Raw genomic sequence first — 13,602 nt, forward strand, 5'->3', positions numbered from 1 at the left:
GACCGTTCCTCAGTCGGAGATCAGGCCCTCGCGCAGCTGCGCCAGGGTGCGGGTGAGCAGACGGGAGACGTGCATCTGGGAGATGCCGACCTCCTCGCCGATCTGGGACTGCGTCATGTTGGCGAAGAAGCGCAACATGATGATCTGGCGCTCACGGGCCGGGAGTTTGGCCAGCAGGGGCTTGAGGGACTCGCGGTACTCCACGCCCTCCAGGGCGCTGTCCTCGTAGCCCAGGCGGTCCGCCAGGGAGCCCTCGCCGCCGTCGTCCTCGGGCGACGGGGAGTCGAGCGAGGAGGCGGTGTAGGCGTTGCCGACGGCCAGGCCGTCGACCACGTCCTCCTCCGACACCCCCAGGCACAGGGCGAGTTCGGGAACCGTCGGGGAGCGGTCCAGCTTCTGCGAGAGCTCGTCGCTGGCCTTGGTGAGGGCGAGTCGGAGCTCCTGGAGCCGGCGCGGGACCCGCACCGACCATGACGTGTCGCGGAAGAAGCGCTTGATCTCGCCGACGACGGTCGGCATCGCGAACGTCGGGAATTCCACCCCGCGTTCGCAGTCGAAACGGTCGATCGCCTTGATCAGGCCGATCGTGCCGACCTGGACGATGTCCTCCATCGGCTCGTTGCGGCTGCGGAAGCGGGCCGCCGCGTAGCGCACGAGCGGGAGGTTGAGCTCGATGAGCGTGTCACGTACGTACGTACGCTCCGCGCAGTCCTTGTCGAGCGAGGCCAGCCGCAGGAACAGGGAGCGGGAGAGCGTGCGGGTGTTGATGGCGTCGTCGTCGTGCACGTGCGGTGCAGGCGCGGGAATCGCGGAGAGCACCTTCGAGCTGCCCAGTTCTACGGACATGCCACCCCCTTGAGGTCGCGGACGGGTCGCTGCGGCGTCCCCGGCCCGGGGCGGACCGAGGAGTGATACCTCCACCTGAATACCGGAGGCAGCGCTACGGCAAACGCGGTTCCTGCAGAATGTCACATGTCGGCAACACGCTGTAGCGCCATGTCGACATATCTGCGCAGGAACGGGTCGTCCGTCCCGGTTATGTGTCGATCCTGTTTGCGGATCGCAGGCGGGCGAAGCTCCGCGACAGTAGCCGCGACACATGCATCTGCGACACCCCCAGTTCGGCACTGATCTGTGACTGCGTCAGATTGCTGTAGTAACGCAGCAGAAGGATCCGTTGCTCGCGTTCGGGGAGCTGGACGAGGAGGTGTCGTACGAGGTCGCGGTGCTCGACGCCGGCCAGTTCGGGGTCCTCGTAGCCGAGGCGGTCCAGCAGGCCGGGGAGGCCGTCGCCCTCCTGTGCGGCCTCCAGTGACGTGGCGTGGTACGACCGCCCGGCCCGCAGGCAGGCCAGCACCTCGTCCTCGCCGATCTTCAGCCGCTCGGCGATCTCGGCGGTGGTGGGGGAACGCCCGTGCAGCACCGTCAGATCCTCGGTGGCGCCGTTGACCTGCACCCACAGCTCGTGGAGGCGGCGCGGTACATGGACCGTACGGACATTGTCTCGAAAGTAGCGTTTGATCTCGCCGACGACGGTGGGCATCGCGAAGGTCGGGAACTGCACACCCCGGTCCGGATCGAACCGGTCGATCGCATTGATCAGACCGATCGTGCCGACCTGGATGACGTCCTCCATCGGCTCGTTGCGGCTGCGGAAGCGCGCCGCGGCGTAGCGGACCAGCGGCAGGTTGGCCTCGATCAGCGCGGCACGGACGCGGGTGTGCTCGGGGGTGCCGGGCTCCAGGTCCGCCAGTTCGGCGAAGAGCACTTGTGTGAGCGCCCGCGTGTCCGCGCTACGGCTCTCGCGGGATGGAGCCTTGGGCGCAGTACGGGCCGTCACGGTCACGCCACCCTTTCACGGTGCTCACAGTGCATGAATCCGGCAAAAGCGGTCATAGCATTACAAGACAGGTGCACGGTGTGCAAGGACCTCATAACACCGTGTTGAACAGAGAGTTGGGTGGTCGGAGCGGGCCTTGGGGGAGGCGCGCGGGGCGGGCGGGTGGCGTACCCGGGGTGGGGTACGGCAAAGCCCCCCGCCCGGTGGGGCGAGGGGCTCGGCGTACGGCGTACGGGGAAGTGCGCGACTCAGAATTCGTAGTCGGCGATCACCCAGGTGGCGAATTCGCGCCACTGGGCGGCGGCTGCCTGGTGGGCCGGGTGCTCCAGGTAGCGCTTGAGGGCGTCCGCGTCGGCCACGGCCGCGTTGATCGCGTAGTCGTAGGCGATCGGACGGTCGGTGATGTTCCAGGCGCACTCCCAGAACTCCACTTCCGGGATCTCGTCCTTGAGGACCTCGAACGCGTGGACGCCGGCTCGCACCCGCTCGTCGTCGCGGGCGACACCGTCATTGAGCTTGAACAGGACCAGGTGGCGGATCACGGGGGCCTCCGTACGACGGGCGATCACCGGGGGCCGCCTGTCGGGGCGGCGGACCCCTAGTTGATCAGCTGGGTCATGAACTCGCCGACGCCCTGGGCGGCGGACGAGATGCCCTCGAAGCCTATCTGGACCAGGTCGGCGGCCCGTTGTGGGGACGTGATGATCGTGTACAGCACGAAGACGATGATCAGGTACATCGCGATCTTCTTCGCCTGTGCCATCAGTCCCGTCTCCCCTACGGCAGTCCCCTACGACAGTCCCGGCAGTGCCCGGTTGCAGTCGGGTGAGTGTAACCACACGTGTTCGAGCGCGGCAGCCGCGACGGCGGTGGAACCGGGGTACTGATCCGGACTTTATGGACCAAAGGCCCGCCAAAGGAGGCCCTTTGTCGGCCTGTTGAGACGCTTCGGGGGAGCACCATGAGTGAGTGGCCCAGTGGATCTGGCAGGAATTCCCGGGCCCGGACCAGGGCCTCACTGCGGGGTCCGCGCCGTGCGCCCCCCCTGACGCGGCGTGGACTTTGGGGTTCGGTCCTCGTCGGGGGAAGCGGCCGTCCCCCGACTCCGCTTCCCCCGACGATAATGGCGGGACGCCTGACCCGAGGGGGGACCCAGAATGCCCATGAACTCCGCACGGCCCGAACCCGATCCGTCGTACCCGGCCGGCCGTCTGCCCGCCCCGGCCCGTCGCCGCCCGTCGCATCCCACGCGGCCCGCCGTCGTGCTGGCACTGCTGATCGGCCTGCTGGCCGCGGCCGTCGCACCCGCGGCGGCAGCCGGCCGCGGTGCGGGGGAGTCCGCACGGGCGGCGGCCGCCACGAGCACGGTGATCCGCGCCGCCGAGGCGCCCGGCAGCGCCGCCCCCGCGCAGGCCGCCTCGTACGGCCACCACAGCGCGCACCACGGCGTGCACCAGGCCACGCACTACAAGACGGCCTTCAAGTCCAAGAAGGGCAAGTGGAAGTCGAAGGTCAAGAAGAAGAAGGGTTTCTTCAAGAAGCTCGGCATCTTCCTGATCGTGCTGTTCGTCGTCTTCCTGATCGTCCTGATCCTGGTGATCTGGCTGCTCGTCCGCTTCGTCCGTCGCGCGGTGAGCCGGCGACGCGACGCCTAGGGCCCAGCGGCCCGGCGGGCCCCTGCGGGCCCGGACATGACGAAGGCCCCGATCCCTGTGGGATCGGGGCCTTCGTTCGAGCGGTAGCGGTGGGATTTGAACCCACGGAGGAGTTGCCCCCTCACGCGCTTTCGAGGCGCGCTCCTTCGGCCGCTCGGACACGCTACCGAGAGAGAGCTTAGCCCACGGGTGGCCGTGCGCTGAAATCGGATTCCGGGGAGCGGGCCGAGCACCCTCCGCGCGGGCACGTGCCGCCGGTCAGCGGTCGCGGAAGAACGCGGTGAGTTGAGCGGCGCACTCGGCTTCGAGCACGCCGGTGACGACCTCCGGGCGGTGGTTGAGACGCCGGTCACGCACGACGTCCCACAGGGAGCCGGCCGCGCCCGCCTTGGCGTCGCGGGCGCCGTAGACGACGCGGTCGACGCGGGAGAGGACGACGGCGCCGGCGCACATCGTGCAGGGTTCGAGGGTGACGACGAGGGTGCAGCCGGTCAGCCGCCACCGGCCCGCCGGACTCCCGCCGCCCGGACCGGCGTCCTTTGCGGACCGCGCCGGGAAGGACCCCGTGCGCGCGGCTTCCTCCTGGAGGGTGCGGGCGGCCGCCCGCAGGGCGAGGATCTCGGCGTGCGCGGTGGGGTCGCCGGTGGCCTCGCGTTCGTTGTGGCCGGTGCCCAGCACCCGGCCGTCCGCGGACAGCACGACGGCGCCCACCGGGACGTCACCGGTCCCGGGGGCGCGGGCGGCCTCCTCAAGCGCCTGCCGCATCGACGCGATCCAGGGATCGCGCAGCGGGTCGGGCGCGGGGGAGGAGGGGGAACCGTGCAGCGGATCGGACTGGGGGGCGCTCATGCCCCCCAGTGTCGGTGACGGGGCTACCGGACGGCCTCCAGGATGTCCGTGCAGCCGAGGGCCTCGGCGATCGCGCCCAGGGCGTCGCCGTCGAGGGTGAGCAGTTCCTTCTCCCCGATGCCGAGGTCCTCCAGGAGCCGGGCGTCACCGAGCGGGCCGGCCGGGACGGGGGTGTCCGCCTCGTCCTCGCCCTGCTGCGTCTCGGGTTCGCCGTCCTCCGTGCCGTCCAGGTCGAGGCTTGCGAGTTCGTCCTCGACGTCCTTGTCGCGGCCGAGCAGCTCGTCGGTCAGCATCGCACCGTACGAGCTGCGGGCCGCCACGGCGGCGTTCGAGATGAAGACACGGGGGTCGTCGTCGCCGTCCAGCCGGATGACGCCGAACCAGGCGTCCTCCTGCTCGACCAGCGCCACCACCGTGTCGTCGTCCACCGCCGCCTCTCGGGCCAGATCGGCCAGATCGGTCAGCGTTTCCACATCGTCGAGCTCCGTATCGCTCGCTTCCCACCCGTCTTCGGTGCGCGCGAGCAGTGCGGCGAAGTACACCGTGACTCTCCCACTGGTCATAGGCGTGCCGGGCCGGGGCGGGGCGGCGCTGCACGCCGGTGGTCCCGCCCCTTCGGAATCGTGGCAGAAACATGGCGTTCGCGCGGGGTCTTCGACGCTGCGTCGTGCGGAGGTTGTGCGAGATGTCGCTCACGTGCCGCAGCGCGGGCCGGTGCGCGACGGATTTCCGCTACCGGCGGAACCACCCTTGCTACCAGCGGAAAGTGCGCATCCGCATGGCCATGCGCATGCGCTCGGCCCGCACCCGGCGCGGCTGGACGCGGTCGCGCAGCTCCTTGGCCTCGTGCAGGTCACGGAGGAATTGCGCGCGGCGTCGTCGGCGCGCCGCCGCGCTGTCATCGCCCGACCCGGTGCCGGAGGCCGGCCCCGGATCGCCATGGAGGGCGTCGTTCGTGTCGTCGGTCCGCTTGCGGTCGGGCACGCTGCACACCACCTTGGGCGCGATCTTTCGCCCGATGACGGGACGGCCGATCGGGCGTACGTGCCCACTTTCCCTCCTTTCGGTGCGGTCATGCCAGCCGGGCCGGGCGACCGTGGCCGGCAGCCGGGCGCCGCACGGCGGGCGTCGGGGCCCGCCGGCTCGGTTACTGTCGATGTCATGCGGATCCACGTCGTCGACCACCCGCTGGTGGCGCACAAACTCACCACACTGCGCGACAAGCGCACCGACTCCCCCACCTTCCGGCGGCTCGCCGACGAGCTGGTGACCCTGCTCGCCTACGAGGCCACCCGTGATGTGCGCACCGAGCAGGTCGACATCGAGACCCCGGTCACGGCGACCACCGGCGTGCGGCTGTCGCATCCGCGCCCCATGGTCGTGCCGATCCTGCGGGCCGGTCTGGGCATGCTCGACGGCATGGTCCGGCTGCTGCCCACCGCCGAGGTCGGCTTCATGGGCATGGTGCGCAACGAGGAGACGTACGAGGCGCACACGTACGCCACGCGGATGCCCGACGACCTCTCGGGGCGGCAGGTCTACGTCGTCGACCCGATGCTGGCCACCGGCGGCACGCTGGTCGCGGCGATCCGTGAGCTGATCAAGCGCGGTGCGGACGACGTCACGGCGATCTGTCTGCTGGCCGCGCCGGAGGGCGTCGCGGTCATGGAGAAGGAGCTGGCCGGGACGCCGGTGACGGTGGTCACCGCGGCCGTCGACGAGCGGCTGAACGAGGACCGCTACATCGTGCCGGGCCTCGGCGACGCGGGCGACCGGATGTACGGCACCGCCGGCTGAGCGAGCGCTTCTCCCCCCTGATCACTGTCGGGCCCCGCACCACCGGTGCGGGGCCCGTTCGCATGCGATCAGCAGGTGTCCTCGGCGGGTGCGGGGGAGGGGTGGGTCAGCACGGACAGGGACTTGGCGGCGGCCTGCTGGGTGGCCAGGTCCTTGAAGGCGTCGCCGAGGATCAGGTCGAGTTCGGCGCTCTTGCGGTCGTCGGTCTTCTGCTGGGCGCCGGCGAGCTGGGTGGCCAGCACCTTCAGCGGGCCGTCGACCGCCGCCCTGGGGCCGAGCAGTATCCCGGCGCCCTTGACCTTCTTGTCGTAGGCGGCCGGGGCGTTGCCCACCTTCCCGATCTTGAAGCCGCGCTTCTTGAGCTCGTCGGCGGTGCGCTTGGCGAGACCGGAGCGCTGGGTGGCGTTGAAGACGTTGACGGTCAGGGTGCCGGGCGCGGGCGGCTTCTGCGCCGCGGTCCTGGCCTGCGCCCCGTCCGCCCGGCCGCTGTCCCGGCAGTGCTTCTTGCCCGGGGAGGCCTGGGCGGTGCCGCCCTTGCCGCCGAAGACGTCGATGAGCTGCAGCGTGCCCCAGCCGATCAGACCGAGGGCACAGACGGTGGCGACGAGGGTGAGGACGATCCGGCGACGGTGCCGGGGACGGCGCATCCGCGGATACCTGTCGCCCGTGACGCGGTACTTCTTACCGCCCATGCCTGGAGGCGTCAGCATGCTCATGGGCGCAGCGTAGTGCGGACGGCGGTCCGTGCCTACTAAATGATCAACGCGTGGCGCAAGACCCAACCCAAAAGGATCAATTCGGGCGGTGGGCGGTCCGGGGCGCCGGGCAAACGCCCCCCGCGGGCCGGGGCGTCAGTCCAGTTCGAGGACGCGGGCGTGCAGCACCTGGCGCTGCTGGAGCGCGGCGCGCACCGCGCGGTGCAGGCCGTCCTCCAGGTAGAGGTCGCCGCCCCACTTCACGACGTGCGCGAAGAGGTCGCCGTAGAACGTGGAGTCCTCGGCGAGCAGCGTTTCGAGATCGAGCTGCTGCTTGGTGGTCACCAACTGGTCGAGGCGTACCGGGCGCGGGGCGACATCCGCCCACTGGCGGGTGCTCTCCCGGCCGTGGTCGGGGTACGGCCGCCCATTTCCGATGCGCTTGAAGATCACACGGAAAGCCTACCGGGCGAGCGGCACCGGGCGCAGCCATGCCGCAGCAGTGCAAAAGGATCATTGGCGGCAAATTTGGATCATTGGCGGGTGACACTCCGGGGGATATGGCCGGATGCGACCCGAACGGACTACGGCGCGCCCCGCCCCGTCCGGGCGCGCCCCGTTCCGCGCCGGTGCCCGCCGCCTCCCTCGGACGCCGTCACCGCCGTCACCACTTCCGCGCCGCCGCCAGGCTCGTCTGCCAGTACGTGACCTTGGCGGTGTGCGGGTCGACGGGTACCGGGGCGCGGTCGTCCAGGCCGACCTGGGTGGGGTGGGCGCGGGCGGTCAGCGCGACCCCGAACTGGGAGATCTTCCTGCCGCCCCGGCTCCTTCCGTAGTGCGGGCCGCCGTCGGCCGAGGTGGTGATCGTGGCGTACGCGGTCGCGCGGGGCGCGAGGGCGACCACGGACGGTGGCCGGCTGTCCTCGATCGCGGGGATCGCGGGCTGCCGGTCGTCGCCGAAGCGCAGCAGGGGGTAGCCCTGGGCGGCGAAGTCGCAGGTCCGGTCGGAGTCGTTGGTGACCGTCAGCAGCATGCGGTGGGCGGGGTGGGGCAGCGCGCCCGCGTGGAAGCGGAGCATCTCGGGCGTGCAGGCGACCCGCCCGCCGGGGCCGGGACGGTCACCGCCGTCCGGTGGGGCGGGCGGGGCGGGGGCCGGTGACACGGCGGTGGCCGGCGCGTCCGCCCGGGTGCCGTAGCCGTCGTGGCAGCCGGCGGTCAGCGCCAGCGCGGCGGTGGCGGTCAGGCCCGCGGCGAACGCCCGGCGGGCGGTGACGGCGGTGATGGGCGGCATAGGGGACTCCCCCCGGGACGATGGCTGCACACGACCTTCGGTGCGGGCGCTGATGATCGGCTAACGCGCCGCTAACGCCTGTCCGGGGGCGCGCGGGTGCCACGGCGCCGACGCGCGGCCGGCGTCGGCGCCGTGGAATCGGCCGGGTCCCTGCCCGGGGCCGTCAAAGCGACGAGGGCGAGGGGGAGTTGCTGCGGTCGGGGGTGGCCGACGGTGTTGCCGAGGAGGGCGGCCGGGTGGTCTCCACCGGGCGGCCGCCCGTAGGGGAGGTGGGGGTGGCGCTGGGGGCGCGCCCGGGTGGGCGTGCGGGGTCGGCGCCGGTCGAGGGGGAACCGGAGGGGCTCGGGGTGCGGCCGGGGCCCGCCGGCGTGTCGGGCGGCGTCGGCTCGGGGGGCGGGACGCTGCGCGTCGGGGACGGGGTCGGGAGGGGGCTCGGTGAGGTGGCGGGGGGTGCGGGGCGGACCGGCGGGCCGTCCGGGGCGGTCGCCAGATAGCCGAGCGCGACGGCGGCGGCCGCGGCGGCCGCCGCCAGCGGCAGGCCGAAGCGGCGCAGCCAGGGCCGCTGCGGGCGGGCCGGCCGGCCGCGGCGCAGGGCCGGCCCCGGGGGCGCGGCGGGCCGCAGGTCCCGGATGTCGATGCTGTCCGCGCGGGCCGCGAGAGCCCGCCGCAGCCGCTCCTCGACGCGCCGCTCGGGCTCCGTGCCGGGGCCGTTCATGACCGCGCCTCCAAGGTCTTCTCCAGTGCGTCCAGGGCCCTGCTGGCGAGGGATTTCACCGCGCCGCGGCTGATGCCCAGCGTCGTCGCGATCTGCGCCTCCGACAGATCGCACCAGTAGCGCAGTACGAGGACCTCGCGGCGCCGCGCGGTCAGCCCGCCGAGCGCGGCGAGCACCTCGCGGTGCTCCTCGTCCAGCACGATCCGCTCCTCCGCGGACGGCGCGTCGGCCTCGTAAGGCGGGGTGTAGTCGCGGGCGGTGCGCCGGCGCCGCAGCACCGAGCGGGCGGCGTTGACGACCGCGGTGCGCAGATAGGCCAGCGCGTTGTCGACCTCGCCGAGCTGGTCGCCGTGCCGCTTGTAGAGCGCGGCGAAGGCGTCCTGGACGACGTCTTCGGCGGTGGCGCGGTCGTCGACGAGCAGGACGGCCAGCCGGACCATGGAGAGCCGGTGCGCGTGGTAGAGCTCGCTGATCGTGGGGCGGGGGTCGGGCGGCGGGGCGGTCGCGTCGTCGGGCAGGCGGTGCCCGTACGGCGGGTGGCCGTCCTCGGGTGGCCGGGCGAAGGGCCCGGGGCGGTGCGGTGCCTCGCGGTGGACGGCCGCCGGGCGGGCGGCGCGCAACAGCCGTCGCCACAGGGCGTGCCGGGGCCCCGGCAGGGCGAACCGTACCGGGGCGCTGTGCGGGCCGACGGAGTACTCCATGTGTTCCTTCGGGGCGGCCGGGCGCCGGTTCAGCCGCGCCGGCGCCGGACGGCGTAGACCGTGCCGCCGCCCGCGGCGATCAGTGCCGCGGCGCCGCCACCGAAGGCCATCGTGGTCGCGGACGAGGCCCCGGTGTGCGCGAGTTCCCTGCCGTTCCCGCTCCGGGGCGCCTTGGACGGCTCGGCGTCGGGGCGGGGCGAGGCGGTGGTGCTCGGCCGCGGGCCCGGGAGGGTGGGCGAGGCGGACGGGCGGGGGCCGGCGGGCGAGCTGGGTGCGGCGGTGGGGGACGGGCTGACGCTGGTGTCCGGGGCGGGCGTCGGCCGCGCACTGCCGTCGGTCGGGCGCGGGGCGGGTGACGGGGTCGCCTGCCCCGGCCGGGTGTGCCGCGGCGCGGGCGTGCGGTCATCGGCGTGGGCGGTGCCCGCCGCCGACAGCGCGGTGAACGCCAGCGCCGCGAGCAGCCCGGCGCCGGCCGCGCGGCGCAGGGCGGGGCGGCCGGCGGAACGGGCGGCGCGCCGCGGGGCGGCATCGGCCGCGTGCGGGGAAACGGCGCGGATGAGGCGGGAGGTGCGGATGTGCTTCACGGTCGGCTGCTCCACGTTCTTCGACGGGCGGCGCCTGATGGCGCCCTCACCCGTCACGACGTGCGGCGGACGCGGGGGTTGCCGGGCGGCGGCGAGAATCTTTCGCGGGCCGGCTCGGCCGGTGGCCGTCCCGGCTCCCAGAGGGCCGCGACAGCAGCGCCGACAGCGCCGGCGCCCGGGACGGCCGGTGGTGGGCCGCCCCGGGCGCGCCGGCCGTCGGTGGTCGGCGGCCGGTGACGATCCGTGCGGGGCGACCGGGTCGTGGGCGCCCCGCCGGTGGCCGTGTCAGATGGTCGCCGTGTCGATCACGAAGCGGTAGCGCACATCGCTCGCCAGCACCCGCTCGTACGCCTCGTTGATCCGGTCCGCGCTGATCACCTCGATGTCCGCGGCCAGCCCGTGCTCACCGCAGAAGTCCAGCATCTCCTGCGTCTCGGGGATGCCGCCGATCATCGACCCGGCCAGCGACTTCCGTCCCGGGATCAGCGCGAACGGCGCGACCGGAAGCGGCCGTTCGGGCGCCCCGACCTGGACCAGGGTGCCGTCGGTGCGCAGCAGGCCGAGGTAGGCGTTCAGGTCGAGGTCGGCCGAGACGGTGTTGAGGATCAGGTCGAAGGTGCCCGCCAGCGCCTCGAACGTGGCCGGGTCGGAGGTCGCGTAGTAGTGGTCCGCGCCCAGCCGCAGGCCGTCGTCCTTCTTGCGCAGCGACTGGCTCAGCACGGTGACCTCGGCGCCCATGGCATGCGCGATCTTCACACCCATGTGTCCGAGGCCGCCCAGGCCGACGACGGCGACCCGCCTGCCCGGACCGGCCTTCCAGTGGGCGAGGGGGGAGTAGAGGGTGATACCGGCGCACAGCAGCGGGGCCGCGGCGTCCAGCGGGATGCTGTCGGGGATGCGCAGCGCGTAGTTCTCGTCGACGACGAGGTGCGTGGAGTAGCCGCCGTAGGTGGGCTCGCCGTCGCGGCCGGTGGCGTTGTACGTACCGACGTTGCCGAGCTCGCCGGTGCAGTACTGCTGCAGGCCGGCCCGGCAGTTCTCGCACTCCCGGCAGGAGTCGACGAAGCAGCCGACGCCGACGCGGTCGCCCGCCCGGTAGCGGGTGACCGCGGAGCCGACCTCGGCGACCACACCGGCGATCTCGTGACCGGGGACGATCGGGAAGTTCCCGCCCTCGCCCCACTCGGCGCGCACGGTGTGGATGTCGGAGTGGCAGATGCCGGCGTACTTGATCTCGATCAGGATGTCGTGGGCACCCAGCTCGCGGCGCGGAATCGTGATCCGCTCCAGTGGGGCCTTGGGGGCGGGCGCGGCGTACGCGGAGACAGAGGTGTGGGTCATGCCATCGAGAATCCGACGTTCCGGTTGTTGTAGCCAGTGCCCTGTTCAACCTGGGCACGCCGTGCCTACCCCTGCCAGGACCACCCTCCGCTTCGGCCGGCCGGCCGCCGGCCGAGGCGGAGGATCTTCGCCGTAGGGCGTGTGCCCTTAGGAGAAGACCACCGAGCGGAGCTTCAGCCGCTCGGAGGCGTGGCCGCCGTTCGGGCGGAGGGTGAAGTAGTCGCCGTCGCAGTGGGCGCCGGTGAAGACGGTGGCGGTGGAACCGGTGTCGTTGCGGGGCGAGTGCGAGGGCGGGGCGAATTCGGAGGCCACCTTGGAGAGCGTGATGCACTGCCGGCTGGGCGGGTCGGGCAGCACGCTCAGGTGAGAGCCGCCGCCCAGGTCCTCGTAGACGTAGCTGAAGGTGCCGGTGGCGGCGCCGGCCGAGGAGGCGGGCAGGGACAGTGCGAGCGCGAGGGCGGTGGCGGCGACGGTGGCGGCGCGACGTAGACGCATGGGGACATTCCTTCCGATTCCGGTAACTCTGCGGAAGGGGGCTGCCCATGCGTGCGCCCGGTGATGTGGCCCGTCACACGAAGGGGTGCCGGCGAATCGATCCGTCGAGCGCTGTACGAGACGCCGGAACCCGCATGATCAACTGGTCGCCACTCTAGGGCTGTTGAGGAACGGTGCTGCGCTCCCTCAGGACGCCCGCGATCCGCTCGCACCAGTCCCGGGTCTCCCGTTCGAAGCCGAGGCCGCGCAGACAGGTCAGATACGGGCCGATGCGCACGCCGTGGGCCAGGAACTCCGACTCGTCCCGCTCGCCGCGCAGCCGGGCCAGCAGCTTCTCGAAGATCTCGACCTTGGCGGCGGCGGTCCGGGCCCGCTCGTCGAGCTGCTCGATCACGGGCGCGGCGTCGATCCGGTCCACGGCCTGCACCTTCACCAGCAGATCGTCGCGGATGAACGACGGCTTGGAGGAGGCCGCGGCGAACCGCTCCAGCTCGGCCAGGCCCTCGTCGGTGACATGGAACAGCCGCTTGTTGGGCCGGGTCTCCTGCACCACCTGCCGGCCGCCGACCAGCCCCGCCGCCTCCAGCCTGGTCAGCTCGGCGTAGAGCTGCTGCGGCAGCGCGTGCCAGAAGTTGGCGACGCCGACGTCGAACGCCTTGGCCAGCTGGTATCCGCTGTACTCGCCGTCCAGCAGTGCCGCCAGTACCGCGTGCTTGAGAGCCATCGCCCCGGGTCGCCCCTTCCCCGCTCTTCCCATACTCAAGAATATGACTAATCATATCCGTGACTAGGAAGCGGCGAGAGGGGACGACCATGGCGACGGTGGCGCGGACCGCGCAGGCCACTGCGGAGCGGTTCAAGGCGGCGGTGGAAGCGGGCGAACTCGGCGCGCTGGAGGAGCTGTTCACCGAGGACGTCCGCCTGTACAGCCCGGTGAAGTTCACGCCCTTCGAAGGGCGGCCGATGGTCCTCGGGCTGTTCGGGGTGCTGCTGCACACCTTCGAGGACTTCCATTACGTGGGCGAGCTGGCCGGCAGCGCGGAGACGGCGGCCGGGGCGGCGGCCGGCCCCGCCGACTCGAAGATCCTGATCTTCCGGGCCACCGTGCGCGGCAAGCAGATCCACGGCATCGATCTGCTGCAGTTCGACGAGGCGGGCCTGATCAAGGAGTTCACGGTGATGGTGCGTCCGCAGTCCGCGGTGCAGGCGCTGGGGGAGGCGGTGCTGGACGGCCTGGTCGCCGCGGGGCTGGCGCCGCAGCCGTAGACGGGACTTCGCGGACCCTCTAGGGGGTGGGTGGCTTGCCCCTGGCGCCCGTGCCGGGCGGGGGCCTCGGTGGCGACGCCGGCGGGCGTGCCGGGCCGAGGCCCCCCGGGGCGGCGGCCTACACCCGCTCGGTCTGCTCCGTCGAGATCGCGGCCGCCGGGCAGAGGGCGGCCGCCTCGCGTACCGCGTCGTGCAGCTCGGCCGGCGGTTCGGCGTCGACGAGGACGACGATGCCGTCCTCGTCACGCTGGTCGAACACGTCGGGTGCCGACAGCACGCAGCTTCCGGCGCCGCAGCACTTGTCCTGGTCGATGTGGACGCGCATGGTTCTCCCCGTAGTCGGGTGTCGGGTGGCGGGAGTTGGTGCCGGGCC

The 13,602-nt window shown here is 72.4% G+C and carries 20 protein-coding genes and 1 tRNA gene; 3 read left to right on the forward strand and 18 right to left on the reverse strand.

Translation table 11 applies throughout. The features are described from left to right. Positions 1–9: 9 nt before the first annotated feature. The 4 genes from ACFWZH_RS02615 to ACFWZH_RS02630 all read right to left on the reverse strand — a co-directional run bounded on the left by ACFWZH_RS02615 (position 10) and on the right by ACFWZH_RS02630 (position 2,603). Positions 10–846 (reverse strand): RNA polymerase sigma factor SigF, encoded by an 837-nt coding sequence (locus tag ACFWZH_RS02615; protein ID WP_006604265.1) that lies wholly within the window; start codon positions 844–846, stop codon positions 10–12. Positions 847–1,036: 190 nt separating this feature from the next. Then, a complete protein-coding gene (locus ACFWZH_RS02620; RefSeq protein ID WP_384424516.1) occupies positions 1,037–1,846 on the reverse strand; it encodes an RNA polymerase sigma factor SigF in 810 nt (269 codons plus the stop codon). Positions 1,847–2,088: 242 nt separating this feature from the next. Further along, entirely contained in the window at positions 2,089–2,382 is a 294-nt protein-coding gene (locus tag ACFWZH_RS02625) for a Dabb family protein (protein WP_384424518.1), read from the reverse strand. A gap of 56 nt (positions 2,383–2,438) precedes the next feature. Further along, positions 2,439–2,603, reverse strand: coding sequence for a hypothetical protein (locus ACFWZH_RS02630; RefSeq protein WP_384424520.1), 165 nt, complete (start codon positions 2,601–2,603; stop codon positions 2,439–2,441). Between the two features lie 400 nt (positions 2,604–3,003). Between ACFWZH_RS02630 and ACFWZH_RS02635 the strand changes: the two genes are divergently transcribed. Beyond that, positions 3,004–3,495, forward strand: a complete 492-nt coding sequence (locus ACFWZH_RS02635; protein WP_384424522.1) for a hypothetical protein — start codon at positions 3,004–3,006, stop codon at positions 3,493–3,495. Positions 3,496–3,576: 81 nt separating this feature from the next. On the opposite strand, the gene ACFWZH_RS02640 is transcribed toward ACFWZH_RS02635, so the two are convergent. The 4 genes from ACFWZH_RS02640 to ACFWZH_RS02655 all read right to left on the reverse strand — a co-directional run bounded on the left by ACFWZH_RS02640 (position 3,577) and on the right by ACFWZH_RS02655 (position 5,328). Next, positions 3,577–3,663: transfer RNA gene (locus ACFWZH_RS02640), tRNA-Ser, on the reverse strand. A gap of 90 nt (positions 3,664–3,753) precedes the next feature. Continuing rightward, complete coding sequence (locus ACFWZH_RS02645; protein ID WP_384424524.1) at positions 3,754–4,344, reverse strand: nucleoside deaminase; 591 nt, start codon at positions 4,342–4,344, stop codon at positions 3,754–3,756. 23 nt (positions 4,345–4,367) lie between these two features. Further along, positions 4,368–4,886: a hypothetical protein gene (locus tag ACFWZH_RS02650; protein ID WP_384424526.1), complete on the reverse strand. Its 519-nt coding sequence runs from the start codon at positions 4,884–4,886 to the stop codon at positions 4,368–4,370. A 211-nt stretch (positions 4,887–5,097) separates the two neighbouring features. Beyond that, positions 5,098–5,328, reverse strand: a complete 231-nt coding sequence (locus ACFWZH_RS02655; protein ID WP_384424528.1) for a hypothetical protein — start codon at positions 5,326–5,328, stop codon at positions 5,098–5,100. 177 nt (positions 5,329–5,505) lie between these two features. On the opposite strand from ACFWZH_RS02655, the gene upp reads away from it, so the two are divergent. Beyond that, on the forward strand, positions 5,506–6,141 hold the full coding sequence (gene upp / locus ACFWZH_RS02660; protein WP_384424530.1) for a uracil phosphoribosyltransferase: 636 nt from the start codon (positions 5,506–5,508) through the stop codon (positions 6,139–6,141). A gap of 68 nt (positions 6,142–6,209) precedes the next feature. Here the strand turns inward: upp and ACFWZH_RS02665 are convergent, their stop codons facing one another. The 9 genes from ACFWZH_RS02665 to ACFWZH_RS02705 all read right to left on the reverse strand — a co-directional run bounded on the left by ACFWZH_RS02665 (position 6,210) and on the right by ACFWZH_RS02705 (position 12,687). Continuing rightward, on the reverse strand, positions 6,210–6,857 hold the full coding sequence (locus tag ACFWZH_RS02665) for a LytR C-terminal domain-containing protein (RefSeq protein WP_384424532.1): 648 nt from the start codon (positions 6,855–6,857) through the stop codon (positions 6,210–6,212). A 135-nt stretch (positions 6,858–6,992) separates the two neighbouring features. Continuing rightward, on the reverse strand, positions 6,993–7,289 hold the full coding sequence (locus ACFWZH_RS02670; protein ID WP_362912149.1) for a type II toxin-antitoxin system VapB family antitoxin: 297 nt from the start codon (positions 7,287–7,289) through the stop codon (positions 6,993–6,995). Positions 7,290–7,500: 211 nt separating this feature from the next. Next, a complete protein-coding gene (locus tag ACFWZH_RS02675) occupies positions 7,501–8,127 on the reverse strand; it encodes a DUF4232 domain-containing protein (RefSeq protein WP_384424534.1) in 627 nt (208 codons plus the stop codon). A 163-nt stretch (positions 8,128–8,290) separates the two neighbouring features. Beyond that, positions 8,291–8,842, reverse strand: a complete 552-nt coding sequence (locus tag ACFWZH_RS02680; protein WP_384424535.1) for a hypothetical protein — start codon at positions 8,840–8,842, stop codon at positions 8,291–8,293. Continuing rightward, entirely contained in the window at positions 8,839–9,543 is a 705-nt protein-coding gene (locus ACFWZH_RS02685) for an RNA polymerase sigma factor (protein WP_384424537.1), read from the reverse strand. The genes ACFWZH_RS02680 and ACFWZH_RS02685 overlap by 4 nt, the downstream gene beginning before the upstream one ends. 29 nt (positions 9,544–9,572) lie before the next feature. Beyond that, complete coding sequence (locus tag ACFWZH_RS02690; RefSeq protein ID WP_384424539.1) at positions 9,573–10,127, reverse strand: LAETG motif-containing sortase-dependent surface protein; 555 nt, start codon at positions 10,125–10,127, stop codon at positions 9,573–9,575. A 285-nt stretch (positions 10,128–10,412) separates the two neighbouring features. Continuing rightward, positions 10,413–11,468 (reverse strand): NAD(P)-dependent alcohol dehydrogenase, encoded by a 1,056-nt coding sequence (locus ACFWZH_RS02695; protein ID WP_384424541.1) that lies wholly within the window; start codon positions 11,466–11,468, stop codon positions 10,413–10,415. A gap of 147 nt (positions 11,469–11,615) precedes the next feature. Beyond that, entirely contained in the window at positions 11,616–11,963 is a 348-nt protein-coding gene (locus tag ACFWZH_RS02700; RefSeq protein WP_384424543.1) for a hypothetical protein, read from the reverse strand. A 154-nt stretch (positions 11,964–12,117) separates the two neighbouring features. Next, complete coding sequence (locus ACFWZH_RS02705; RefSeq protein WP_384424545.1) at positions 12,118–12,687, reverse strand: PadR family transcriptional regulator; 570 nt, start codon at positions 12,685–12,687, stop codon at positions 12,118–12,120. Between the two features lie 89 nt (positions 12,688–12,776). On the opposite strand from ACFWZH_RS02705, the gene ACFWZH_RS02710 reads away from it, so the two are divergent. Beyond that, positions 12,777–13,229: a nuclear transport factor 2 family protein gene (locus ACFWZH_RS02710; RefSeq protein ID WP_384424546.1), complete on the forward strand. Its 453-nt coding sequence runs from the start codon at positions 12,777–12,779 to the stop codon at positions 13,227–13,229. A 118-nt stretch (positions 13,230–13,347) separates the two neighbouring features. On the opposite strand, the gene ACFWZH_RS02715 is transcribed toward ACFWZH_RS02710, so the two are convergent. Beyond that, positions 13,348–13,554 (reverse strand): ferredoxin, encoded by a 207-nt coding sequence (locus ACFWZH_RS02715; protein ID WP_384424548.1) that lies wholly within the window; start codon positions 13,552–13,554, stop codon positions 13,348–13,350. Between the last annotated feature and the right edge of the window lie 48 nt (positions 13,555–13,602).

The sequence above is a fragment of the Streptomyces sp. NPDC059008 genome, assembly GCF_042749045.1.
Taxonomy (GTDB): domain Bacteria; phylum Actinomycetota; class Actinomycetes; order Streptomycetales; family Streptomycetaceae; genus Streptomyces.